This is a genomic window from Amycolatopsis sp. NPDC059657, assembly GCF_042734395.1.
GTDB lineage: Bacteria > Actinomycetota > Actinomycetes > Mycobacteriales > Pseudonocardiaceae > Amycolatopsis.
The window spans coordinates 22,273-44,880 of record NZ_JBHWEB010000068.1; the positions used below are offsets into that span (position 1 = coordinate 22,273).

A 22,608-nucleotide genomic window follows, 5' to 3' on the forward strand; every position below is an offset into this window, starting at 1 on the left:
TGTGCTGGAGCGATATGCCGACATTTTCCTCGGTGACACGGTGGAAGCGGTCTGGCGATTTCAGGCGGTTACGGATGAAGCGTCGATAGTATTACTCGATACAATAATCTTTGAAACCTTCAATGGATTCATTGCTCTGACCTGCTTACAAGAAGGTTTAAGTTGTGAGCGCGTCCAGGAGAAGGCGCTGTTGCGCTGGCGGGGAGACCTCGCTCTGCCGTTCGGCCAGGTAGATGCTGCCGAGGAGTGGCTCGAGTTGGTCTCCCTGGACGCTCATGAGGTTCTTCCGGTGTTTCCGCTGCGGGTTTCCGGCCTGACTGGCTGGTTCGGTGCAGGGTCTTATGAGGACGTTTTCTCGCTCGCTTTGTCGGGCGGAAGCGCTCAGTTGGTTGTCGTGACTACGGATTCCTTCGAGCTGGTTTGCTCGGAAGAGGAAGAGGCTACTGCTCGTGCTGAACTCGTCGCAACGAACATGAATTTGTGCCTCGTTCGGGAGGAACTCCCGAACGGAAGCGGTCGGAATGAGCAAGTGTGACGTCGTCGGCTCGTGATCGTCGCCTCCGGTTGCTTCAGGAGAAAAAGGCGAAGGATGCGGCGGGTGGTTTGGCTGGATCCGCACGCGCGGGTTCATTTCCTCGGCAGAAATTCCCGATTGGTCGCATGAAAAAGCTCGCCCATGTGCGGAGGACTACGGCAGAGCCTGATGAAGTGCTGTCGGAAAGTGTCGACGAAGCTGAGATCAGAAGCTGGGAAGCCCGTTTTGTGGTCAATTCGCCTGTAGGCGAGCTTTTCTATCTTCCGACGGGGATCGAGCTGTTTCCCTGGCTGGATTGTGAGCTGGACACCTTCGATCTGCTGAATCTCCTGTTCGATCGCAGGGGGTTCGGATTGACCTTCGTTGCGAACGCGTTCGATTCAGCGGTTTTGTTCTATGAAGAGGAGCCTGAATACCAGGCATATCTGGTGACAGAATCGCATAGGTGGGATGAAGCGGGAAAACTGCTGTAAGTGCCGATAGTCACCGGCGGGCCGCTGGCGGGGGATTCATCTCGCTGCGCTCCCATTTGGCTGAGTTCGACGCCGCCGATCGGTTGGGCTTGCTAGTCAAACGAGTCGCAGCGAGTCAGGGCTTCTTGGGGAGGAACCAGGGCATGAGTTCCGTGGCGAGTGCTCGGCTGAAGGGTTTTACGAGGGTTTGGAGTTCGGTGCAGGCTTCCTCGCCGAGGTGGGCGTAGGGGGCGACGCTGTTGTCGTCGGTGGCGCGCTCGATCTCGGCTCGGCGGGCTGCGCCAGTGAGGGTGAAGGCCGGGGCTTCGGCGTCGGTGAGCCAGTCGCGTTTGCGGAGGGCGGCGATCGCGGCTTCCCAGTCTTCGATGGACCAGGTGCGAGAGGTGCGGAGGGTTTCGGCGGGGACGTCGCCTGCCGCTGCGTGGGTGATGAGGGCTTCGATTCCGCTGAGGCCTGCGGTGAGCAGGGCCGCGATGTGGGCGTCGCCGCGGTATTCGCGGAGGAGGGTTTGGGCGTGCCACAGGATCATGTGGGGCTCGGACGGCCATGGGAGGGCGGCGTGTGCGGCGAAGAGGGGGCGGCCGGTCACGTCGGCGGTGATGGTTTCGGCGGCTTCGCGGAGGAGTGCGGCTGCGCGGGCCATTTCGGGGGAGGTGGCTGTGTCGCCGAGGACGCGGCGGAGGACCTGGTCGGCCGCCGTGTGGCGGGCGTCGAGTACGGCGGCGGGGGTGGTGATGGTCCAGGCGTCGGTCATCGAGGCGTGGACCGTGGCCGGGTTGAAGTTGTAGAAGGTCGCGACGACGACTGAGGGCGGGACGGGGCCGAGTGCGGCCGACCTGGAGGCGAAGTAGCCAGCGCGGGAGCCTAGGCCGAGTTCCTTGTAGGCGGCCGTCGCTTCGGGGGCGAAGTAGATCATGCCGTGGTAAGGCTCGATGATTCGCCAGGTCTTGCGTGCCGTCTCGATCATTCGGCCAACGTAGTACCAACCGGTCGGTATGACAATGAGGCTGGGCTGCTTCTGCGCGGGGCGGGCGAATCCGGGTGCGGGAGGGGCGGGTTTCCGTACAGGGCGAGCGAACTCGCGTACGGGGAGAGCAAGCTCGCGTGCAGGAAGAGCAAGCGACTGTGTGCGTGTGCGTGGATGGACGACACGCGTACACGGGCGGACGGCACGCGTACCTGGGGGGACGGCACGCGTGCCTGGGGAGTCGGGACGGTGGGGGTGGGTGGGTTAGGCGTGGGTGTCCAGGGACCAGAGGTGGGCGTAGGGGCCGTTGGCGGCCAAGAGTGTGGCGTGGGGGCCTTGCTCGGCTATGCGGCCGTTGGCGAGTACGAAGATGCGGTCGGCTCGGGCCGCTGTGGCCAGGCGGTGGGCTACTACGAAGGTGGTGCGGCGGCGGGTGAGGTGCTCGGTCGCGCGGAGGACCGCCGCTTCCGTTGAGGGGTCCAGGGCGGCTGTGGCTTCGTCGAGCAGGAGGATGTCGGGGTCTACCAGTTCGGCTCGGGCCAAGGCGATGAGCTGGCGTTGGCCTGCTGAGAGGGAGCGGCCTCGTTCGCCTACGGGTTGGTGGAAGCCCGCCGGTAGGGAAGCGACGCCGTCGAGGGCGCCTACCGCGCGGACAGCGGCTTCGACTTCGGCGTCTGTTGCCGAGGGTTTGCCGTAGCGGACGTTGTCGGCGACCGTGCCTGAGAAGAGGTGGGCTTCTTGGGGGACTACGCCGAGGCGGCCGCGCAATGCCGTGAGGTCGTAGTCGCGGATGTCGACGCCGTCGATGCGGACCGTGCCCGAGGTCGCGTCGTAGAAGCGGGCGACCAGTTTGACGGCGGTGGACTTGCCCGCACCGGTCGCGCCGACCAAAGCCACCGTTTCGCCGGGGGAGACGTGCATGGTGATGTCGGTGAGGGCGAGGGTTTCGGTTCCGGTGTAAGAGAAGTTGACGGAATCGAGTGCCACCTCGCCGTGGAGCTTGGCGGGGACCGGTACCGGGTCGGCGGCGGGTGGGACCGAGGTGGGGGTGCGCAGGAGGTCGCCGATGCGGGAGAGGCCGACGCGGGCTTGCTGGTAGCCGTCGAAGACCGAGGAGAGCTCTTCGATCGGGGTGAAGTAGAGCTTCAGGTAGAGCAGGAACGCGAGCAGGACACCGGCCGACAGGGTGCCTGCGGCGACGCGGTTGGCGCCCGCGACCAGTACGACCGCCTCGGCGACGCCGGAAAGCATTGAGACGAACGGGAAGTAGGTCGCGATGTAGCGCTGGGCGCGCAGGCGGGACCTGCGGTAGGCGTCGCTGCGGGAGGCGAAGTCCTCGGCCGAGCGCTCCTCGCGGCTGTACGCCTGCGCGACGCGGACGCCGGAGACGTTCTCCTGCATGTCCGCGTTGACGACGCTGACGCGCTCACGGGCTTCGGTGTACGCGGCCGAGGCCGCGCGGCGGAAGATGACCGTCGCGACGCCGAGGATCGGGAGCACGGCCAAGGCGTAGAGCGCCAGCGAGACGTCGGTGAGCAGGAGCGCCGCCGAGATGCCGAGCAGGGTCAGCGCGCTGACCACGGCGGTGGAAAGACCGGTCTGGAGGAAGGTCGACAGCGCGTCGACGTCCGTGGTCATCCTGGTCATGATCTTGCCGGACAGCTCGCGCTCGAAGTAGTCGAGGCCGAGCCGTTGCAGGTGCGCGTAACTGCGGACGCGCAGCGCGTACAGCACGGTCTCGCCGACGCGGGCGGTGAGCTTGGTGCGGGCGTTGATCACGAACCAGTCGGCGAAGATGATCACCGCGCCGATCGCGGCCGCCGTCCAGATGCCGGACTCGAGGCCCGCGCGGACGCCCTTGTCGACGCCTTGCTGATACAGCGCGGGCAGCGCGATCGCGGCGAGCGCGTCCGCCGCGACCAGGCCGATCGCCGCAGCGAGCAGCCAGCGCACGGGACGCAGCAGGCCACGCAGGCGGAACTCGGGATCGGGCGCGGTGACGTCGACGCCGACCAGGCGCGGAACGTCGGTGGCAGGCGGCAGGCGGCGTACGCCCTCGATCAGTTCTTCGGTCGGCGGCAATTCCAGCGCGGCCGACCCGGGCGGCCCGCCGACCGTGGGGGCCGCCGCCGTGCGCTGCTTGGCCGCGTCGGCGAGTTCGTCGGCGACGTCGTGCTCGCCGGTGTCCGGCCACAGGCTCGGGGTGATGCCTGCCGGCCCGCATTCGAGACCGTCACAGCGGTGGACTTCTTCGACGCCTTCGCCTTCGCCGCCGAGCAGTTCACGGAACAACGCGCACCGTTCCTGCAGTTCGGCCGCGGTGCCGACGTCGACGACGCGTCCGGCGTCGAGCACGGCGATGCGGTCGGCCAGCGACAAAGTGGACCGGCGGTGCGCGATCAGCAAGGTGGTGCGGGAGGCGGTGACCGAGCGCAGCGTGTCGTGGATGGCGGCCTCGGTGACGGTGTCGACGGCCGAGGTCGCGTCGTCGAGCAGGAGCACGCGGGGGTCGGTGATCAGGGCCCTGGCGAGGCCGAGCCGTTGCCGCTGGCCGCCGGACAGGGTGAGCCCGCGCTCGCCGACCAGCGTCTCGTAGCCGTCCGGGAGCTTGCGGATGAACTCGTCGGCCTCGGCCGCGCGTGCCGCCGCGAAGATCTCCTCGTCGCTCGCGTCCGGGCGCCCGTACGCGATGTTCTCCTTGATCGAGGACGAGAACAGGAAGGCCTCTTCGAAGACCACGCCGATCGCCTGGCGCAGTTCGGCCAGCTTGAGGTCCCTGATGTCGACGCCGCCGAGCGACACCGAGCCGGTGTGCACGTCGTAGAACCTGGGCAGCAGCAACGAAATCGTGGACTTGCCCGAGCCGGCGGTGCCGACCAGCGCCAGCGTCTCGCCGGGGCGCGCCTCCAGCGAAAGCCCGTTCAGCACCGGATCCGTTCGGGTGTAACCGAAACTGACGTCGTCGAGGCGAATCTCCAGCGGGCCGTCCGGCAGCGGGACCGGGTCCGGCCGCTCGGCCACCTCGGGCTGCGCGTCGATGAGCTCGTTGACGCGTTCGGCGCCCGCCCTGGTCAGCTGGGCCTGCACGATCAGCGCGGACAGCATCCTGGCGGGCCCGATCAGCGCGGACACGTACGTCGCGAACGCCAGGAAGGTGCCCAGGCTCACGGTGCCGTGCAACGCCATCACGCCGCCGACGCCGAGCACGGCGACCTGTCCCGCGGCCGGGAGTGCCGCCGTGGTTGCGGTCGGCAGCGCGGACAGCCTGGCCGCGCGGAGACGCTCCGCGTACAACGTCTTCGCCGTGCGCTCCAGCTTCGCGACTTCGCGCGCTTCCTGGCCGAAACCCTTCACGACGCGGACGCCGGTGACGGTCTCTTCGACATGCTGCGCGACGTCCGCCGCCCGCTGCTGCGCCGACCAGGTGGCCGGGAACAACCGCTTTCGGCTCCTGGCCAGGATGATCGCCACACCGGGCGTGACGACGAGTGCGATCAGCGTGAGCGTCGGTGACATCCACAGCATCGCGCCGAGCGACAGCATCGCGAAGATCACCGAGCCAGCCGACAGCGGGACCTGCATGACGACCGTGGTGACCAGCTGCAGGTCGGTGATCGCGCGCGACGCGACCTGCCCGGTCTTCATCGAGTCCTGCTTGCCACCGTCCAGCCGGGACACCGCGGCGAACACCCGCTGGCGCAGGTCGTGCTGGACGTCCAGCGCCAGCCTTCCGCCGATGTACCGGCGGACGAACGCGGTGCCGAAGGCCAGCACCTGCAACCCGATCAGCGCCACCGCGAGCCAGGTGAGCTGCCCGGTGTGGCCCGCGACCGCGTCGTCGACCGCGGTCCTGACCAGCAGCGGGCTCGCCGCCTGCAGCCCCACCCCGACCATGGCCGAGAGCAGCGCGAGCACCACGAGCCTGGGATGACGCCAGCAGGCGGCGGCGAGACGGCGGATCCAGCCGTTCTTGGCGGCTGGATCCGTCTCGCCGGCTGGAACCCCTTGACGGGAGCGCGTTGGTGCTGTGGTCACTCAGCCAGACTAAGCGTGCCCACCGACAAGTTCGATCTAGGTGATGTCCCGCTTCTGGTTCGACGCCCAGCCGAAGCCGAAGAACAGCGCCGTCCAGCCCGCGAAGACGAGTGCGGAAGCCCACCACGAGATAACGCCAGGCGCGCCTGCGGTGAGCTGCACGAAATACTGTCCAACCCTCTCCTCGGCCTCACCGAGATTCAACGCGTTGATCTTGAAAGCCTCGGCCGCGACGCCGCCCACGATTCCATTCGCGGTGCCGTTCGGCAGGATCGCGCCGGGCAGGGTCGTCCAGTTCCAAGCGAACGCGACGAGCACGTTTTCGACGACCAGGAACCACACCAGCAGTAGCACGACCGCGAGTGTGACCTTGTTGAGCACCGCGCCGAACCCGATGCCGAACAAGGTCACGAGCACCGACGCGAGCACAGTGGCGCCGAGCGCACCCAGCCATTGCCCGGTGGTGGGCAGGCGCTGGCTGTCCACGGAGATCACCGCGCCGATCGCGGAGACACCGAACGCCACGAATCCGTAGAGAACGCCCCAGACGACATAGGTGATCATTTTGGCGCTCAGCGCCGCAAGCCGGTTCGGCGCGGTCAAGAAGGTGGTGGTGATCGTCTTGCTGCGGTATTCGCCCGCCAGCGCGAAGACGCCGAAGAGAGCCGGGATGATCTGTGCGATGTTGATGCCGTGCGCGATCGACAGCAGCCCGACGGGCAGCCGATCCGCATCCACGCCCACTTCGCGGGAGATCTGTCCCGCGGTTCCTTCGGTGAGATAGTCGGCGAGGTTGTTGACCATGAGCCCCCATACCCAGGAAAACCCCAAGGCGGTGATGACCAGCGGGATGAGCAGCACCCACCAGGTGTTGAGGGTGAGCGTCTTGCGGAACTCGGCCTTGATCAGGTTGCCCATCAGCCCTGGCCTCCCCAGCCCTGGTTCGGTCCCTGCTGCTGGAAACCAGGAGGCGGGGTCTGTTGATACTGCGGTGGTGGCGGGAAGCCGCCTGGTCCGGGTCCTTGTGGCGGCTGGCCGTAGCCGGGCGGCGCCGCGGCGAACTGCGGCTGGGTGAGCTGGAAGAACAGCTTCTCCAGGTCCGCGTGGTCCTCCTGCATGCCGTAGATCGCGACGCCCGCCTTCGCGGCGAGGTCGCCGATCTGCTGCACGGTCGCGCCGGAGACGGCGACACGGCCGTCCGGGTTCGGCGCCAGCTCGGTGAGCCCGCCTTCCTGCAACGCCTTCACGAGCGCGGCGGCGTCCGCCGGCTGCACGAGCACGCGGGAGCGCTGGCCCTTGCGGAGCTGGTCGAGCGAGCCGTAATAACGGGTCACGCCCTGGCTGATGATGACCACGTTGTCGATGGTCTGCTCGACCTCGTTCAGCAGATGGCTCGACACCAGCACGGTGCGGCCCTCACGCGCGTACGCGCGCAGGAAGTTCCGCAGCCACAGGATGCCTTCGGGGTCGAGGCCGTTCGCGGGCTCGTCGAGCACCAGCACCTGCGGGTTGCCGAGCAGCGCCGTCGCGAGCGCGAGCCGCTGCCGCATGCCGAGCGAGAACCCGCCCGCCTTGCGGTCCGCCGCGGTGCTCAGCCCGACGAGCCCGAGCACCTCGTCGGCGCGCTGGTCCGGCATGCCGATCGCGGCGGCGTAGACGAGCAGGTGGTTGCGGGCGGTGCGTTTGGGGTGGAAGCCCTCGTTCTCCAGCACCGAGCCGACCACGCGGGCCGGGTGGACGAGCTGGTCGTGCGGGCGGCCGTTGATGGTCGCCGAGCCGGAGGTGGGCGTCACCAGGCCGAGCAGCATGCGCAACGTGGTGGTCTTCCCGGCGCCGTTCGGGCCGAGGAAGCCGGTGACCGAGCCGGGTTCCACGGTGAAGCTGAGGTTCTGTACCGCTCTGACCTGGCCGAAATCCTTGGTCAGGTCCTGCACCGCGATGCGGCCGCTGCCGTCGTGCATACCGCTCCTTGTTGTTCCCCGACGTTGATCCGGCGTCATCCTGTCAAAGTCGGACACGCGGCGCGTGCGGAACCGCCGAGGCGGATTCAAAGCGAGCTTCGTCACGATCGCTCTTCACCGTGACCTGACGCCGGTGGGGGTGATTGCCCGCCTGATGTCCGGTTTCACGGCCGGATTCGACCAGATAACCACCTGCGGAGGTTCTCCGTTAACAAGTATTTAGGGCAACTTCGAGACCCCGTGCAGCGAAGTCGGGAGAAGTTGCCTAAGCTAGGAGATGGCGGCCCGCTCCCAGTGACCCCCAGGCTGGTTGAGCGGGTCGCCCCTTACGTAAGACAGAAGCCCCGCCGGGCGAACCCGGCGGGGCTTCTTCTATGGCGGACTCGCTCGCGCGAGTCGTTTGTCAGACGAGCGCGGACGCCACCGAGCTGTACGGCAGGCCGTGCGCGACGGCGACCGGCTCGTTGGTCAGCTTGCCGTCATGGGTGTTGAGGCCCTTGGCGAGGCTGCCGTTGGCCGACAGCGCCGTCTTCCAGCCGTGGTCGGCCAGCTGCACCGCGTAGGGCAGCGTGACGTTGGTGAGGCCGTAGGTGGACGTCCTCGGCACCGCGCCCGGCATGTTCGCCACGCAGTAGAAGACCGAGTTGTGCACCGTGTAGGTCGGCTCGTCGTGCGTGGTCGGGCGCGAGTCGGCGAAGCAGCCGCCCTGGTCGATCGCGATGTCGACGAGCACGCTGCCCGCCTTCATCCGCGAGACCAGCTCGTTCGAGACCAGCTTGGGCGCCTTCGCGCCGGGCACCAGCACCGCGCCGATGACCAGGTCGGCCTCGAGCACGGCCTCTTCGACGCTGAGCCGGTTGGACGTGACCGTCCGGATACGCGGGCCGAAGTCGTTGTCGATCTGGCGGAGCCGGTCGACGTTGGTGTCGAGGATCTCGACGTCCGCGCCGAGGCCCAGCGCGACACGGGCCGCGTTGATGCCAGCCACGCCGCCGCCGATGACGACCACGCGCGCCGGGTGCACGCCGGGGATGCCGCCGGGCAGCACGCCGCGGCCACCGCTCGGCTTCATCAGCGAGAAGGCGCCGACCTGCGGGGCCAGGCGACCGGCCACTTCGGACATCGGGGCGAGCAGCGGGAGCGCGCCGTTGGGCGTCTGCACGGTCTCGTAGGCGATCGCGGTGGTGCCGGACGCGAGCAGCGCGTCGGTCAGCGGGCGGTCGGCGGCGATGTGCAGGTAGGTGAACAGCACCTGGTCCTTGCGCAGGCGCGGGTATTCCTCGGCGATCGGCTCCTTGACCTTGAGCACGAGTTCGCCCTCAGCCCAGGTCTCGTCGGCGGTCGCGAGGATCTTCGCGCCTGCCGAGATGTACTCCTCGTCGGTGATCGCGGAACCCAGCCCGGCGTCCGTTTCCACGAAGACGTCGTGACCGCGCCCGACCAGTTCGTGCACGCCTGCCGGGGTCAGCGCGACCCGGTATTCGTGCTTCTTGATCTCACGGGGGACGGCGATACGCACTTTCTGCCTCCTGGCGGCGGAATCCGGGGTGGGGTGTCACCGACCACGGTGAGCCACCCGGTCGGCGGTGTCATCGTGCCACCGGAACAGTATTGCCGCACTTTCATGGTTGCGGCGCGACAAGGCATTGACTTCGACATTAGTGGAGATTGCAGGGTTTCGAGGTATGAGAGCCGTGTGGTTGAAGGAGTTCGGCGGACCCGGGGTGCTGGTCGCCGGGGAAGCACCCGATCCGGTGGCGGGGCCAGGCGAGGCGCTGATCGAGGTCGACTACGTCAACACGACGTTCGTCGAGACGCGGACGCGCGCCGGTACCGGGCCGTTCCCGGTCGAACTGCCGATGATCCCTGGTAACGGGGTCGGCGGCGTGGTCCGCGACGGACCGCCGGAGTGGATCGGGAAACGCGTGGTCTCGTCGCTGCGCGGTTCGGGCGGCTACGCGGAGCTGGCCGTCGCGCCGGTCGCGAATCTGGTGGAAGTACCCGATGGGGTGGCGATGGACGCCGCCGTCGCCGTGCTGGCCGACGGGCGCACGGCGACCATGCTGATCCGCGCGGCCGGGCTGCGGGCATGGGACACGGTGCTGGTCGAGGCCGCCGCGGGCGGGGTCGGCGGTGCGCTGGTCCAGCTGGCGCTGGCCGCGGGCGCGACCGTCATCGCGCTGGCCGGCGGCGAGGAGAAGGTCGAGCTGGCGCGGAAGCTGGGCGCGCACTTCGCGATCGACTACCGGCGGGACGACTGGCCGGATCGGGTCTACGACGCCACGTTCCGGGTGGACGTCGTCTTCGACGGGGTCGGCGGGCCGGTGGGGCGGCAGGCGTTCGAGCTGCTGGACAAGGGCGGCCGCATGGTCAGCTTCGGGCTCGCGGGCGGCAGCTGGACGGATACCTCCGACGCGGATTCGCGGGGTGTCACCGTGGTGAAGGTGCCTCGGCCGGATCCGGAGGAACTGCGTGAGCTGGTCGGCACCGCGTTGTCCACTGTGGCCAGTGGGGTGCTGCGGCCGGTGATCGGGCAGCGTTTCCCGCTCGAGAAGGCGGCCGACGCGCACGCGGCGATGGAGTCGCGCGGGACGGTCGGCAAGACCTTGCTGGTGCCGTGAGTCGTGAGCGTTGCGGGCGGTTCTATTGAGGGGAAGGGCAAAGGTGGCGTGCTCCGGGCGGGCCGGCGGGGTCTTCGCTTCGGGAGGCTTGGGTCGTGAGTGTTTAGACCGGTTAGAACCGGCCGTACCACTCACGACCGCTTGCCAGAGCCTCATCGTGAAGCGAGGGTGCCCCCGAATGCGTACTACGCACCCAACGGCCCCCTCACTTCACACCGAGCACGCCACCTTTGGCTTCCCGCCCAATAGCCGCCCGCAACGCTCACGAGCCCTTAGCCGCGGTAGGCGGTCCAGGCGTTGGTCATGCGGGTGTTCTGGCCGGTGGTGAACTCGTACATGCAGCCGTCGTACGAGTAGTCCATGAAGTTGTGGATCGGGTCGGCACCGGTGGCGCCGCAGGTGTCGCGGCCGGTCGGGCAGCCGGAGGCGGGGCTCGCCTCGGCCGGGGTGTCGGAGACGTAGTCGCCCGAACCGGAGCATCCGCCCTGGAAGGTGTGGTAGAGCCCCATCCAGTGGCCGACCTCGTGGGTGGCGGTGTCACCCTCGTTGTAGTTGGTCGCCGAGCCGCCGGGGAACGAGGTGTCGAGGATGACCACACCGTCCATCTTGGGCGCGCCGCTGTAGTCCCACGGCCAGGTCGCCCAGCCGAGCAGGTCGTCGCCGAGCGACGCGGTGTAGATGTTGAGCGCGTTGGAGCCGCCCTTGTGCAGCGCGTTCTTCATCTGCGACTCGGCGGTCGAGCCGTCGGTGATGCCGTTGTACCAGGCGGCCTTGTCCGTGTAGTCCGTGCTCTGCAGCGAGAAGCTGTAGCCCGCCTTGGAGTACGCGCTGTTGAGCACCGAGATCTGCTTGGAGATCGCCGACGCGCTCAGCTTGCCCGTGGTGCCCGAGTGGATCACGTGCACGTAGGTCGGGATGCTGACCGCGGCCAGCGAGTTGGTGCTCAGCTGCCGCTTCGAGGCGAGCTTCGACGCCATCTTGCTCTCGATGGACGCGGCCTGGCCCGGCGTCAGGGAGTGGACGTCACCGTCTTTGGACCTGGCGGCCGAGTGCTCGGGCGTGTAGCACTCCTGGCCGGGTGCCGCCGCGACGCTCGTGGAGCCGGTCGCGGTGCTCGGCACGGCGAGGCAGGCCAGCGTCAGCGCGGACAGCGCGGTCAGCTTGACGAGATGAGACCTCATGGGCAACTCCTCGGTTACGCTCAATGACCCTGAGTGGGCAAGCGCAAGGTAAGCGAGGAATTCACCTACTTAAGTGTCCTAAGTCGACAGTTTTCGACAAACGGATCTTTCGGCGCGATCCATGCGGAGTAACGCATGGGCCATTCGGCCGAATGGGTTAACCCCACCGTAACGTGATGAGCTGGGTGAGCAGGGCGAGCCGGACGTCGGGGTCCTCCAGGTCGAGCGGCACGAGCTCCAGCAGGCGGCGCATCCGGTAGCGCAAGGTGTTCGGGTGGATTTGGAGTTCGCGCGCGGCCGCCCGTGGGTCGCCGGGATGCCGCAGCCACTCGTAAAGCGTGTCGACGTAGCCGCTTTCGTTGGCTTCGTCGTGTGCCCGCAGCAGGCCGAGCGGGCCGAGGTCGGCCACGCGCGCGCCGCCCGCCGCCGTCGCGCCGCGATGCAGGACGAGCGCGGTCCACGCCTCGTCGAAGGTGACGAACTTGCCGGGCACCAGGCCGGCCCGCAGCAGCCCGAGCGCCTCGTCGGCCTGGGTGCGCGAAACGGCCAGTTCGCTTATTTCGCAAGCACTTCCCGCCGCGACGCGACCGGGTGCGCCGGAGAGCACGTCGGACCAGCCGTCCTCGTCCGGCACGACCGCGTAGAGCAGGCCGTCGAGTTCGGTCGCGGCAGGGCGGCGGCCGATGCCGCGTGAGATCTGCTCCAGCAGCGCGAGCCTGCGGCCTTCGGCGTCCGGGCTGTGGTCGCCGGGTATCTCGACGACGACCACGCGGTGCGGCGCGTCGGCGAGATCGAGGTCGGCGATGGCTCGCCGGGGTCCGACCTTGCCTTCGAGTACCGCGCGCAGCAGTTCGGCCGACGCGCGGCGCTGGGCGTCGGCATGCGCGCGGCGGCGCAATAAATGCAGTGCGACGACCGGCGCGGCGTCGGCGAACGCGGCGGCCCGCTCGTCGGAGACCGGGCCGGCGACGACCGCCCACATCGAGCCGAGCAGCTCGCCGCCCATGCGGATCGGCACGATCAGGCGCGGCAGTGTGCCGTCGCGCTGCGCGGGCACGAAGATCGTCTGGCGGCCGCGGGAAAGTTCGCGGAACACGCCGCGCGAGCGGAACTTCGCGAGCACGTCGTCGGGGATGCGACGGCCCATGATCGTGGAAACGCGTGCGGAGTCGGTGAGGTCCTGGCGTGCCGAGTAGGCGAGCACGCGGGAGTTGGTGTCCTCGATGGTCACCGGAGCGTCCACAACGGACGCGACCGCGTCGGCCAGCCGGAAGAGGTCGGCGGAGCCGGGGCTTTCCAATTCGGCTTCGTCGGCGATCGCGTCGAGCACGGTCCTGAGCAGCCAGACGAGCTGGGCCCACGAGGTCGCCGCGCGGACCTCGATCAACGCGATGCCCGCGGTCTTGGCGGCCCGTTTGACCGCGGCCTTGCCCGCGAGCGGTGGCTTGAACACGACGGCGGCGGCGCCGTTGGCACCGCAGGTGCGCACGAGCGCGACCGCGTCCGCCGCGTCCTGTGTGGACACCGCGAGCACGAGGTCGCCAGGCCCGCCGGTGGTCGCGTGGCCGCCGGGCTCCGCGATGACGACGTCGGCGACCGTCGGGCCGTTTTCGGGTAGCAGCAAGGCATGCAGCAGCGTGGGGCCGACCCGGTCGACGACCGTGCGCACGGAGATCACGGCTCAGACCTCCGGTGGTGTGCGGTCGTCGATGTCCTGCGGCGTGAACTGCTCGCGTTTCGTGGTGAGCGCCCAGCGGTGGCCGTCCGGGGCGGTGGTCTCGAGCGTGAGCAGCATCGGGGTGCCGCCGACCGTGCCTGGCGCGAGCGCGTCGAGCTGCGGGATCTCTTCGCTGAGCAGGAGCCTGGCGTCGCCGACGGCGAGTTCGACGAAGAGCACGGTGCCGTCCGGCAGCACGTTGCGGAACAGTTCGACCGCGCCGAACGCCTTGGCATAGAAGGAAAGCGAGGCCGCGATGTCCTTGACGAACAGATGCGGGACGAGGCCGAGCGTGCGTGCGTGGTTCATGCTGCGCCCGTCTGGTCGAGCAGTCCGGCCTGATCGGCCGCGGCGACCAGCCTGCCGAGCAGCGCGGCTTCCTCGGCGGCTCGCCGGCGGCCTCGCGTAGTGAGCCGGTAGTAGCGGCGACGCGCGTCGTGCGGCTCGTCCTCGCGGGCGTCCGGGACCTCTTCGAGCAGGCCGTCCGCGGCGAGCCTGGCCAGCGTGCGGTACAGCGTGCCCGGTCCCAATTGGACGGACCCGCCGGTGACCTCGCTGATGAAACCCATGATCCCGTAACCATGCGCCTTGCCGCCCGCGAGCGCGAGCAGTACTTGGAAACCTGCCGGGGTCAGCGGGTTGCTCTCGGCCATGTCCGGAGCATACACTCCACCCTCGTTGTATCCATAGTGGATATAGTGGGGAGCGGGCATGATTCGCGGAGTGCACAAGATCGTCGTCCCGGTGACGGACCAGGCGCGGGCGGTCCGGTTCTGGACCGAGATCGTCGGGTTCACGGTCACCACCGACGTGCCCTACGACGACAAGGGCAACCGGTGGATCGAGGTGACCTCGGCCGACGGGGCGGTGGCGTTGATCCTGAGCACCGACCCCGTCGACGCTCGGCCTGTGCGTGACGAGCTGCCGACGTCGAACTTCTTCTTCTACGCGGACGACCTGGAGAAGACCTACGCCGAGCTGACCGCGCGCGGCGTCTCCTTCCCGGCTCCGCCCGAAAAACAACCCTGGGGCTGGTGGTCGATGTTCGTCGACAGCGAGGGGAACCGGTTCGCCCTGCAGGTCCGGGACTAGCGAAAAAAATCCCAATGCGGCATTGGTCAGCTTTCAGCACGCCAATGTGGCTTTCGTCAGCTCTGAGCTGACGAAAGCCACATTGGGATTTTTTTCACCGGCCGAGTAGCTGGGCGAGTGCGTTCCACAGGGCGCCCGAGGGGTCGTCGGTGGCGGGCGAGCGCCAGGCGACGATGCCGTCGGGGCGGACCAGGGAGGCGCCGCCCGGGGTGAGGCCGAAGGTGGCGGGCGGGGCAATGTGGTGGTCGAGGCGGAGGCCGGTCTCGGCTGAGATGTCCGAGGCGGCGGGTGTCCAGGTGCTGTCGGAGAACAGGACCCAACCGTGGCCCAGGACGTCCACTGTGGACTCGCCGGTCGGCAGTGTCACGTTGGGGGCGCGGAAACCCGGGCGGCCGCTCGGAGAGAAGGGGTTCTCGGTGCGTGCAGGGTCGTCGTCCTCGGCGAGGATGGCCGAGGAGCGGTAGCGGAAGCCGAGGCAGATCGCCATCGGGTCCTCCGCCGGGGTCAGGCCGCTGACGTCCAGGTCGGGGTGCATGCGCTGCTTCATGTTGTGCAACGAGGTGTCGATGACCATCCGCGCGATCGGGCGGCGCTCGGCCTCGTAGGTGTCGAGCAGCGCCGGACCGGCCTCGCCGCGCAGGACGGCCGCGAGTTTCCAGGCCAGGTCGTGGCCGTCGCCGATGGCCGTGTTGCCGCCCATGCCGCCGGTCGGCGGTGTCACCTTCGCCGCGTCGCCGACCAGGAACACCCGGCCGGAGCGGAACCGCCTGGCGAGGCGGGCGGCGACCTCCCATGGCGCGGTCCAGTGGATGACCGGTTCGAGGTCCGGCTCGTCCGTCGCGATCCGGATCATCTCGATCAGCCGTTCCGGGGTGAAGTCTTCCGGCGACTCGCCCTTCGACGGGTGGTAGTCCGGCGCGAACCCGTAGTGGTCCGGGGTGTCCGTGCTGCAGAAGCCTGCCGTGAAGTGCGGGTTCTGCAGGTAGAACAGGTCGGTGACGTCGGTGCGGACCCGGTCGCCGAGGTTCGCCTCGAAGAGCACGCCGAGGCAGTGGGAGAGCGCGCCGGGGCCGTCTGTCTCGATGCCCAGCGCCGAGCGGATCCGGCTGCGGCCACCGTCGGCCGCGATCAGGTATCGCGCCCGGACCGTGGACTCTTCGCCCGCGGTGCGCAGCACGGCCGTGACCCCGTCGTCGTCCTGCTCGAACGACACCAGCTCGGTGTTGAAACGCACGGTCGCGCCGAACTTCTCCGCCCGCCGCAGCATGATCGGCTCGACCAGGTCCTGGCCTGCCATGCCGTACGGCATCGCCGTCGCCGCGCTGACGTCCAGTTCGCTGGTGTCGTCGTAGAGCCGGTGGAACACCTGCCCGCCCAGGCTCGCGGCGACGGTGATCCGCAGCCCCGCCCGTGCGCGCGGGCTCGAGTCGAGCACCTCTTCGTCGATCCCGGCGTAGCGGAACAGCTCCATCGTCCGCCAGCTCTGCCCGGCCGCCCGCGGATGGACGGACGTGCTCGGGTGCCGGTCGACCGCGAGCACGTCCACCCCGTGCTGTGCCAAGAACATCGTCGCCGAGAGGCCCCCATAACCCGCCCCCGCGACCAGTACGTCAACCATGATACCCCTCCGTTGCCAAATATCTTAGCAACGAAGATATCTCACAGACTAAGAGGAGTCAACGCCCAGCGGGTCTTCTTCCAGGGTTTGAACACCGAGACCTGCGTCGCGACCAGCAGCAGCGTCAGCCCGGCCGACATCGCGGTGACCAGCATGATCGCCGTCCTGCCGATCGGCTCGCCCCGTGCGGCGAGTTCGGACGCCGCCGAGAACGCCGGCACGACCGCGAGGTTCCCGCCCAGCAACAGCAGGATGTTGGCCGCCAGCTTGAGCATGACCCAGTAGTGCTTGAGCAGCCCCCACTTGGTGCCGAGCGACAGCACGACACCGCTGACGAACGTCAGCGCGCTCGCCGGGAAGTAGAAGAGGTCGCCGAGCCTGCCCGCGACGATGTGCGCGCTCTGGTCGCCCATCACGCCCAGCGCGAGGATGCACACCTCCACGCCGATCCAGGCGACCGACGCGACGATGTGAACGTAGAGCCACCACTTGCGGGTGGCGGGCCGCATTCTCCAGTCCATGCCGAAGAGGATCGCGCCACGGCCGGGGTCGCGTCGTCCGGCAGCGTACGTCAGTTCCGCGTACGCCAGAAAGAGTACGCGGCGCTCCCACGTCGTGAGAGACGTTGGCCGCCCGTGCGCCCGGCGTTAGCGTCGCCGCAAAGCCGTTGAGCCACAAGGAGTATCCATGAGCGCCTGGTCATTCGAGACGAAGCAGATCCACGCGGGCGCGGCTCCGGACCCGGCGACCGGCGCCCGCGCGACGCCGATTTACCAGACCACGTCCTATGTTTTCCGCGACAGCCAGCACGGCGCCGACCTGTTCAGCCTCGCCGAGTCCGGTCACATCTACACCCGCATCAACAACCCGACGCAGGACGTGCTCGAGCAGCGGGTGGCCGCGCTCGAAGGCGGCGTCGCGGCGCTCGCGTTCGCCTCCGGCTCGGCGGCGACCACGGCGGCCATCCTGAACCTGGCGGTCGCGGGTGACCACTTCGTCTCCAGCCCCTCGCTCTACGGCGGCACCTATAACCTTTTCCATTACACACTCCCGAAACTGGGCATCGAGGTCACCTTCATCGACGACCAGGACGACCTGGACCAGTGGCGTGCCGCGGTCCGCCCGAACACCAAGCTCTTCTTCGCCGAGACACTCGCCAACCCCGGCAGCAACGTGCTCGACATCCGCGTGGTCGCCGACGTCGCGCACGAGGCTGGCGTGCCGCTCGTCGTCGACAACACCGTCCCGACGCCCGCGCTGCTGCGCCCGATCGAGCACGGCGCGGACATCGTGATCCACTCCGCGACCAAGTACCTGGGCGGGCACGGCACCACGGTCGCCGGTGTGCTCGTCGACGGCGGCACCTTCGACTTCGGCGCGAACCCGGAGAAGTTCCCCGGCTTCAACGAACCCGACCCCAGCTACCACGGCCTGAAGTACTGGGAAGCGCTCGGCCACGGCGCGTTCGCGGCCAAGGCACGTGTGCAGCTGCTGCGTGACACCGGCGCCGCCATCGCGCCGTTCAACAGTTTCCTTATCCTCCAAGGAATCGAGACGCTGTCGTTGCGCATCGAGCGGCACGTGTCGAACGCCAAGGCGCTCGCCGAATGGCTCGAGCAGCGTGACGAGGTCGAGAAGGTCTACTACGCGAGCCTGCCGTCGAGCCCGCATTACGAAGCCGCCCAGAAGTATCTGCCGGGCGGCGCGGGAGCGGTGCTCTCGTTCGACCTGCGCGGCGGCGTCGAGGCGGGCCGCGCGTTCGTCGACGGCACCGAGCTGCACAGCCAGCTGGTCAACATCGGCGACGTGCGCAGCCTGATCGTGCACCCGGCTTCGACCACGCACAGCCAGCTTTCGCCTGAGGAGCAGCTCGCGAGCGGGGTCACGCCGGGACTGGTGCGCCTGGCCGTCGGGCTCGAAGGCATCGAGGACCTCAAGGCCGATTTGGAAGCGGGATTCCGGGCGGCCAAGGCAGCATTGTGAGCGAGCCCGTCACGGGCGCGTGGCGGGCGCCGGATCACCCCGGCCGCAGGCAGTGGGCCACGGGCGGGCCGATCCGGACGGAGGCGGGCGGCCTGCTGCCCGCCTTCTCGCTCGCGTACGAGACGTGGGGGACGCTGAACTCCGACGCCTCGAACGCCGTGCTGGCCGAGCACGCCTTGACCGGTGACAGCCACGCGGCCGGGCCCGCCGGGCCTGGCCATGTCACGCCGGGCTGGTGGGACGGCCTGATCGGGCCTGGCAAGGCGCTGGACACCGGCGAGTTCTTCGTCGTGGTGCCGAACGTGCTCGGCGGCTGCCAGGGCTCGACCGGCCCGTCCTCGCCCGACGGCGACGGGAAGCCTTGGGGCAGCCGGTTTCCGTCGCTGACCACGCGTGACCTGGTCGCCGCCGAGACGATGCTCGCCGACACGCTCGGGATCGAGCGCTGGGCCGCGGTGGTCGGCGGCTCGATGGGCGGCATGCGCGCACTCGAATGGGCGGTGACCTGGCCGTCGCGGGTCGGCGCACTGCTCGTGCTCGCGTCGACCGCGCGGGCTTCGGCCGAACAGATCGCGTGGGCTTCCCCGCAGCTGCATGCCATCCGTTCGGATCCGGCGTGGCACGGCGGCGATTTCTACGACGCCGCCGAAGGCCCGCACCGGGGACTCGGCATCGCCAGGCGGATCGCGCACGTGACCTACCGCAGCGAACCCGAGCTGGCCGAGCGATTCGGGCGGCAGCGGCAGCCGGACGGCCGGTTCGCCGTGGAGTCCTATTTGGACCATCACGCCGACAAGCTGGTGCGCCGCTTCGACGCGGGCAGCTACGTGGTGCTCACCGAGTCGATGAACGCCCATGACGTGGGCCGGGACCGTGGCGGTGTCGCGGCCGCGCTGAGCCGGGTCACCGCGCGCACGATCGTGGCCGGTGTCGACAGCGACCGGTTGTACCCGCTCGCGCAGTCGCGCGCGCTCGCCGAGGGCATCGGCGGGGAGGCCGCCGTGGTGTCTTCGCCTTACGGGCACGACTCGTTCCTGATCGAGACCGACCAGATCTCCGCACTGGTGAAGACGTTGCTGAACTAGCCTGTCACCGCGTCCGCGATCCAGGTGGCGACGGGAAGGTCGCGTTCCAGGCATTCGGCCGAGAGCCGGATCGTCCAGCGCAGCGCCTGCAGGACAAGGCTGTCGACCTCGTCGGGCGCCGCGTTGGCCAGCGCGATCTCGACCTGCTCTTCGGCGGCCTCGGTGTTCCCGTGCACCTCCGCGAGCAGCGTGCGCACCGCGGTGCGCACGGGCGGGTCGGCCTGGTCGATCGAGACCTCTTCGCCGTCTTCGTCGAACACCTGCACCTTGACCGGCGCGCTGCCACCGTCTCCCAGCGTGGACACCATCGCGCTGCACTCACCGAAGAGCAGCATCATCAATGCCCTGGTCTCGGCCGATTGCGCCGCAGGCTCGGCTGCCGACGGCGCCACCTCGTCGAGCGCCTCGGCGTCCTCACCCAGGCTGATCGCGACGAGGGCGCGTTGCGCCTTTTCGACGAGCCGCCGCTCGTCCTCGCTCCTGTCCGGCTGCACGTCCCCCATCAAACACCAGCTTGCCGGGGTTTGGGGTAGTCCGTGCGAGCGAGGGTTGATCACCTCGCGGCGTGCAGCGCACCCAGCGCGAGCCTGCCCAGCAGCTCAGCGAGCTCTTCGTCACCGAGATGGCGGTTGTACGGAGTCGAATTGATCAGCCCGAACACCGCGTGTGCCGCCGAGCGCGCCTGCCGCTCGCCGACGCCGGGCACGGCCTCCGAGATCGCGCGCACCCAGACCTCGACGTAGCGGCGCTGCAGCCCGCGCACCTGCTTGCGGTCGTGGTCGGTCAGGTTGCCGAGGTTGCGCTCCTGCACGGTGATCAGCGCCGGATGGGCGAGCGCGAAGTCGACGTGGAAGGCCACGAGCGCGGCGAGCACCTCGTCGGGGCCGCCGTCGTGCGCCACGCGCGCGGTGCCGCCGTCGAGCAGGAACTGGCTGATCGAGTTGAGCATCTCGCCGAGGATGGCGTCCTTGCTGCGGAAGTGCCGGTACAGCGCCGGTCCGGAGATGCCGACGGCCGCGCCGATGTCGTCGATGCCGACACCGTGGAAGCCGTGGTGGGCGAAGAGCTCGGCCGCGGCGGTCATGATCTGTTCGCGCCTGTTCGCCTTCTCGCCGTTCACGAGCGGGGTGGTGTTGGCCGGCATGGCCTCATCTTAGTTCCGCTTGTTAGCGAGCGCTAACCTGCGGTCGCGTGGAGCGGGCGACCGGTGCGGGGTGCGCCGAGTGCGGCGGGCGACCAGTATTGACTACTTTGGGTAATCGCGAGAATCACTCGTTAGGCCGAATGGTGACAGGCGGACCCGCGTGGGTTTCCTACCCGCCACGGGCGAAGACCTCGCCGAGGCGCCGGGTGCAGGTTGGGGTTGACCAGCCCCCCCACCCGAAAGGCGATCAAGTGTCCGAATTGGACTTGCTCTACGACTCCGAAGAGTGGGCACCGACGCCCGGCATGCCCGGCACGCTGGCCAGGATGGCGTCCGAGTTCATCGTCGTCGGGGAGGCGGGGCTACGCGAGTGCGACGGCCTGGGCGGCGCGGCCGGTGTCGCCGCCGCGCTCACGGCACTGGGCGCGAAGGCCGAGCTCGTCTCCGTGTGCGGGCGTGCCGCCGACCGCGTGCCGCTGCGTGAGCGGCTGGCGGAGCGGGGCGCGGGTGCCACCCGGCTGGTGGTCGAGGAGAGCAGCTGGCCTTCGGTCACGGGTGTGCTCTCCGGAATGGTGCGAGACGCCGATTGCGTGCTGGTCTGCGATCACTCGGGCACGGGGCTGGCCGCCTACGCGCGGCGGCTGATGACGGCGGACCGCGGGCACCTGCCGCCGCTCGCCGTCTACACCGGGGAAGCGGCGCCGTGGGCCACACTGGCGCCCGAACTGATGGCGGTGCACGGCCGCCGGTCCGGCGGTGGCACCGCGACACGCTTCGTGTGGCTACACGACGAAGGCATGATGCTGGCCGCGGCACACCGCCATCCGTATCGGACCTGGGCGCGGCCGCCACACGGGCGCCGGTCCGGCGCCGCGGAGGAAAGCGGGGTGGCCGCGCTCGCGCTCGGCCTGGTCGCCGGTCTCCCGTCGACGACCTCGGCCGAACTCGCGCAGGCCGCGGCCGACGCGACGGCCTGCCTGCCCGATCCGCTCGTCTGCGACACGAACCTGCTCACCAGGTGGCTCAGCGACCGCCGGTCGGTCTTCGTGCCGTGGCAGGGGATCGCCCCGCTGGTGCACGGCCATGAGCGGGCCGGACGCCGCGTCGTGGTCGCGAGCGGTGTTTTCGACCGGCTGCACCACGGCGAGGTCGACCGGCTCAACCGCGCGCGGCGCGACGGTGACGTGCTGGTGGTCGCCGTGTGCTCGGACGCGATGGTGCGGCGTGCCGGCGGCCGTTCGCCGATCCGGCACGCCGCCGAGCGGGCGTCGACGCTGGCGACGTTGAGCTGTGTCGACCACGTGACCATCGCCGAAGGCGAGGCCGGGGCGCTGCTCCGGCTCTGATCAGTGGATCAGCGGATCAGTGGCTCTCCCAGGCGAACGGGCCGCCGCCGAGCAGGTCCCGCGCGGCCGTCACGTAGCTGAACACGGACTCGCTGATCTCCTCCATCGCGCACACGGCAGGTGTGATCGTCGGCAGCTCCAACCCGCCGAACGTGTTGAGTAGCTCGGCGCGCTCGCCGATCAGCCGCAGTTTCTCCGTCCAGGCGTCGGCCAGTTCGAGCACCTGCCGGAGGCATTCCGCGACCCGGCGGGCGCCCTGGTCGACCTCGGCCAGCCTGGCCTCGGCCTGGCGGACCTGCTCGGCCAGCTCGGCGTCCTCGCTCGCGGCACTCACCCACTCACGCAGCTCGCGCGTTTTGTCCACACAGGACACTGTTTCCCATGCCAGCGCGTGCACCCTGTCGATCAGGCAGGAGCCGAGCCAGTCGACGCCCTGGTGGCCGCGCAGGTTGTCCGTGGTCAGGATGATCTGCCCGACCAGCACGGCGACCGAGCAGGGCAGGTCGGTGAAATCGCGGCTCTGGTGGAAAAGCTCGCCGTGCCGGGCGCCGACCAGCCGGTCCGCGGTCCACGCCCACTGCGGGTCGTGCCTGTCGCAGGCGAAGATGAGCCAGGCGAAGCAGACGCTGAACAGGCTGAGCGCGATCCCGAGCACGCTCATCGCCGTGGATTCGCTCAGCACGATCGCGCACCCGCCGAAGCCGACGACGGCGGCGGGCCATGGCCAGACCGCGTTCCTGAGCATCCGCCACCGGATGGTCTTCCAGCGCAGCCGGTCCGGGTCGATCCCCGGTTTCCACAGAACCGCGTCCGCGCGCTCGATGCGGGAGTACCCGCGGTACTTCTTCAT

At 69.0% G+C, this 22,608-nt stretch carries 21 protein-coding genes; 7 read left to right on the forward strand and 14 right to left on the reverse strand.

The annotated features are described in order from the left end of the window. The first annotated feature begins 1 nt into the window (after window position 1). A complete protein-coding gene (locus ACFV15_RS30610) occupies window positions 2–535 on the forward strand; it encodes a hypothetical protein (protein ID WP_378354569.1) in 534 nt (177 codons plus the stop codon). Further along, a complete protein-coding gene (locus ACFV15_RS30615; protein WP_378354571.1) occupies window positions 532–1,008 on the forward strand; it encodes a hypothetical protein in 477 nt (158 codons plus the stop codon). Before ACFV15_RS30610 ends, ACFV15_RS30615 begins: the two co-directional genes overlap by 4 nt. Before the next feature lie 115 nt (window positions 1,009–1,123). Here the strand turns inward: ACFV15_RS30615 and ACFV15_RS30620 are convergent, their stop codons facing one another. The 5 genes from ACFV15_RS30620 to ald all read right to left on the reverse strand — a co-directional run bounded on the left by ACFV15_RS30620 (window position 1,124) and on the right by ald (window position 9,490). Continuing rightward, on the reverse strand, window positions 1,124–1,975 hold the full coding sequence (locus tag ACFV15_RS30620; RefSeq protein WP_378354573.1) for a hypothetical protein: 852 nt from the start codon (window positions 1,973–1,975) through the stop codon (window positions 1,124–1,126). 264 nt (window positions 1,976–2,239) lie between these two features. Then, window positions 2,240–6,010, reverse strand: coding sequence for an ABC transporter ATP-binding protein (locus ACFV15_RS30625; protein WP_378354574.1), 3,771 nt, complete (start codon window positions 6,008–6,010; stop codon window positions 2,240–2,242). A 36-nt stretch (window positions 6,011–6,046) separates the two neighbouring features. Next, the gene (locus ACFV15_RS30630; RefSeq protein ID WP_378354576.1) at window positions 6,047–6,928 is read right to left on the reverse strand and encodes an ABC transporter permease; all 882 of its coding nucleotides are present in this window, start codon (window positions 6,926–6,928) and stop codon (window positions 6,047–6,049) included. Beyond that, window positions 6,928–7,971, reverse strand: a complete 1,044-nt coding sequence (locus tag ACFV15_RS30635; RefSeq protein WP_378354578.1) for an ABC transporter ATP-binding protein — start codon at window positions 7,969–7,971, stop codon at window positions 6,928–6,930. Before ACFV15_RS30635 ends, ACFV15_RS30630 begins: the two co-directional genes overlap by 1 nt. Window positions 7,972–8,374: 403 nt before the next feature. Continuing rightward, complete coding sequence (ald, locus tag ACFV15_RS30640) at window positions 8,375–9,490, reverse strand: alanine dehydrogenase (RefSeq protein WP_378354580.1); 1,116 nt, start codon at window positions 9,488–9,490, stop codon at window positions 8,375–8,377. A 166-nt stretch (window positions 9,491–9,656) separates the two neighbouring features. Here ald and ACFV15_RS30645 point away from each other — a divergent pair, with 166 nt between their 5' ends. Beyond that, complete coding sequence (locus tag ACFV15_RS30645; RefSeq protein ID WP_378354582.1) at window positions 9,657–10,592, forward strand: zinc-binding dehydrogenase; 936 nt, start codon at window positions 9,657–9,659, stop codon at window positions 10,590–10,592. Between the two features lie 272 nt (window positions 10,593–10,864). Here the strand turns inward: ACFV15_RS30645 and ACFV15_RS30650 are convergent, their stop codons facing one another. From ACFV15_RS30650 to ACFV15_RS30665, 4 genes are all read right to left on the reverse strand, one after another. Beyond that, the gene (locus tag ACFV15_RS30650; protein WP_378354583.1) at window positions 10,865–11,773 is read right to left on the reverse strand and encodes a zinc metalloprotease; all 909 of its coding nucleotides are present in this window, start codon (window positions 11,771–11,773) and stop codon (window positions 10,865–10,867) included. A 157-nt stretch (window positions 11,774–11,930) separates the two neighbouring features. Further along, the gene (locus ACFV15_RS30655; RefSeq protein ID WP_378354585.1) at window positions 11,931–13,451 is read right to left on the reverse strand and encodes a PucR family transcriptional regulator; all 1,521 of its coding nucleotides are present in this window, start codon (window positions 13,449–13,451) and stop codon (window positions 11,931–11,933) included. 3 nt (window positions 13,452–13,454) lie between these two features. Beyond that, complete coding sequence (locus ACFV15_RS30660) at window positions 13,455–13,799, reverse strand: VOC family protein (protein ID WP_378354586.1); 345 nt, start codon at window positions 13,797–13,799, stop codon at window positions 13,455–13,457. Next, on the reverse strand, window positions 13,796–14,143 hold the full coding sequence (locus ACFV15_RS30665; protein WP_378354588.1) for a PadR family transcriptional regulator: 348 nt from the start codon (window positions 14,141–14,143) through the stop codon (window positions 13,796–13,798). Before ACFV15_RS30665 ends, ACFV15_RS30660 begins: the two co-directional genes overlap by 4 nt. A gap of 58 nt (window positions 14,144–14,201) precedes the next feature. On the opposite strand from ACFV15_RS30665, the gene ACFV15_RS30670 reads away from it, so the two are divergent. After that, window positions 14,202–14,582, forward strand: coding sequence for a VOC family protein (locus tag ACFV15_RS30670; RefSeq protein ID WP_378354589.1), 381 nt, complete (start codon window positions 14,202–14,204; stop codon window positions 14,580–14,582). A 94-nt stretch (window positions 14,583–14,676) separates the two neighbouring features. On the opposite strand, the gene rdmE is transcribed toward ACFV15_RS30670, so the two are convergent. Both rdmE and ACFV15_RS30680 read right to left on the reverse strand, forming a co-directional pair. Continuing rightward, window positions 14,677–16,200 (reverse strand): aklavinone 12-hydroxylase RdmE, encoded by a 1,524-nt coding sequence (gene rdmE / locus ACFV15_RS30675; protein WP_378354590.1) that lies wholly within the window; start codon window positions 16,198–16,200, stop codon window positions 14,677–14,679. Window positions 16,201–16,241: 41 nt separating this feature from the next. Next, on the reverse strand, window positions 16,242–16,721 hold the full coding sequence (locus ACFV15_RS30680; protein ID WP_378354592.1) for a hypothetical protein: 480 nt from the start codon (window positions 16,719–16,721) through the stop codon (window positions 16,242–16,244). Between the two features lie 166 nt (window positions 16,722–16,887). On the opposite strand from ACFV15_RS30680, the gene ACFV15_RS30685 reads away from it, so the two are divergent. Beyond that, window positions 16,888–18,183, forward strand: a complete 1,296-nt coding sequence (locus ACFV15_RS30685; protein WP_378354594.1) for a bifunctional o-acetylhomoserine/o-acetylserine sulfhydrylase — start codon at window positions 16,888–16,890, stop codon at window positions 18,181–18,183. Then, a complete protein-coding gene (locus ACFV15_RS30690) occupies window positions 18,177–19,268 on the forward strand; it encodes a homoserine O-acetyltransferase (protein ID WP_378354611.1) in 1,092 nt (363 codons plus the stop codon). Before ACFV15_RS30685 ends, ACFV15_RS30690 begins: the two co-directional genes overlap by 7 nt. Here the strand turns inward: ACFV15_RS30690 and ACFV15_RS30695 are convergent. Both ACFV15_RS30695 and ACFV15_RS30700 read right to left on the reverse strand, forming a co-directional pair. Beyond that, a complete protein-coding gene (locus tag ACFV15_RS30695) occupies window positions 19,265–19,771 on the reverse strand; it encodes a hypothetical protein (RefSeq protein ID WP_378354595.1) in 507 nt (168 codons plus the stop codon). The genes ACFV15_RS30690 and ACFV15_RS30695 overlap by 4 nt on opposite strands. A gap of 50 nt (window positions 19,772–19,821) precedes the next feature. Then, window positions 19,822–20,412: a TetR/AcrR family transcriptional regulator gene (locus ACFV15_RS30700; RefSeq protein ID WP_176968651.1), complete on the reverse strand. Its 591-nt coding sequence runs from the start codon at window positions 20,410–20,412 to the stop codon at window positions 19,822–19,824. 251 nt (window positions 20,413–20,663) lie between these two features. Here ACFV15_RS30700 and ACFV15_RS30705 point away from each other — a divergent pair, with 251 nt between their 5' ends. Beyond that, the gene (locus tag ACFV15_RS30705) at window positions 20,664–21,758 is read left to right on the forward strand and encodes a hypothetical protein (RefSeq protein WP_378354597.1); all 1,095 of its coding nucleotides are present in this window, start codon (window positions 20,664–20,666) and stop codon (window positions 21,756–21,758) included. A gap of 16 nt (window positions 21,759–21,774) precedes the next feature. Here ACFV15_RS30705 and ACFV15_RS30710 read toward each other — a convergent pair whose 3' ends face one another. Next, entirely contained in the window at window positions 21,775–22,608 is an 834-nt protein-coding gene (locus ACFV15_RS30710; RefSeq protein WP_378354599.1) for a hypothetical protein, read from the reverse strand.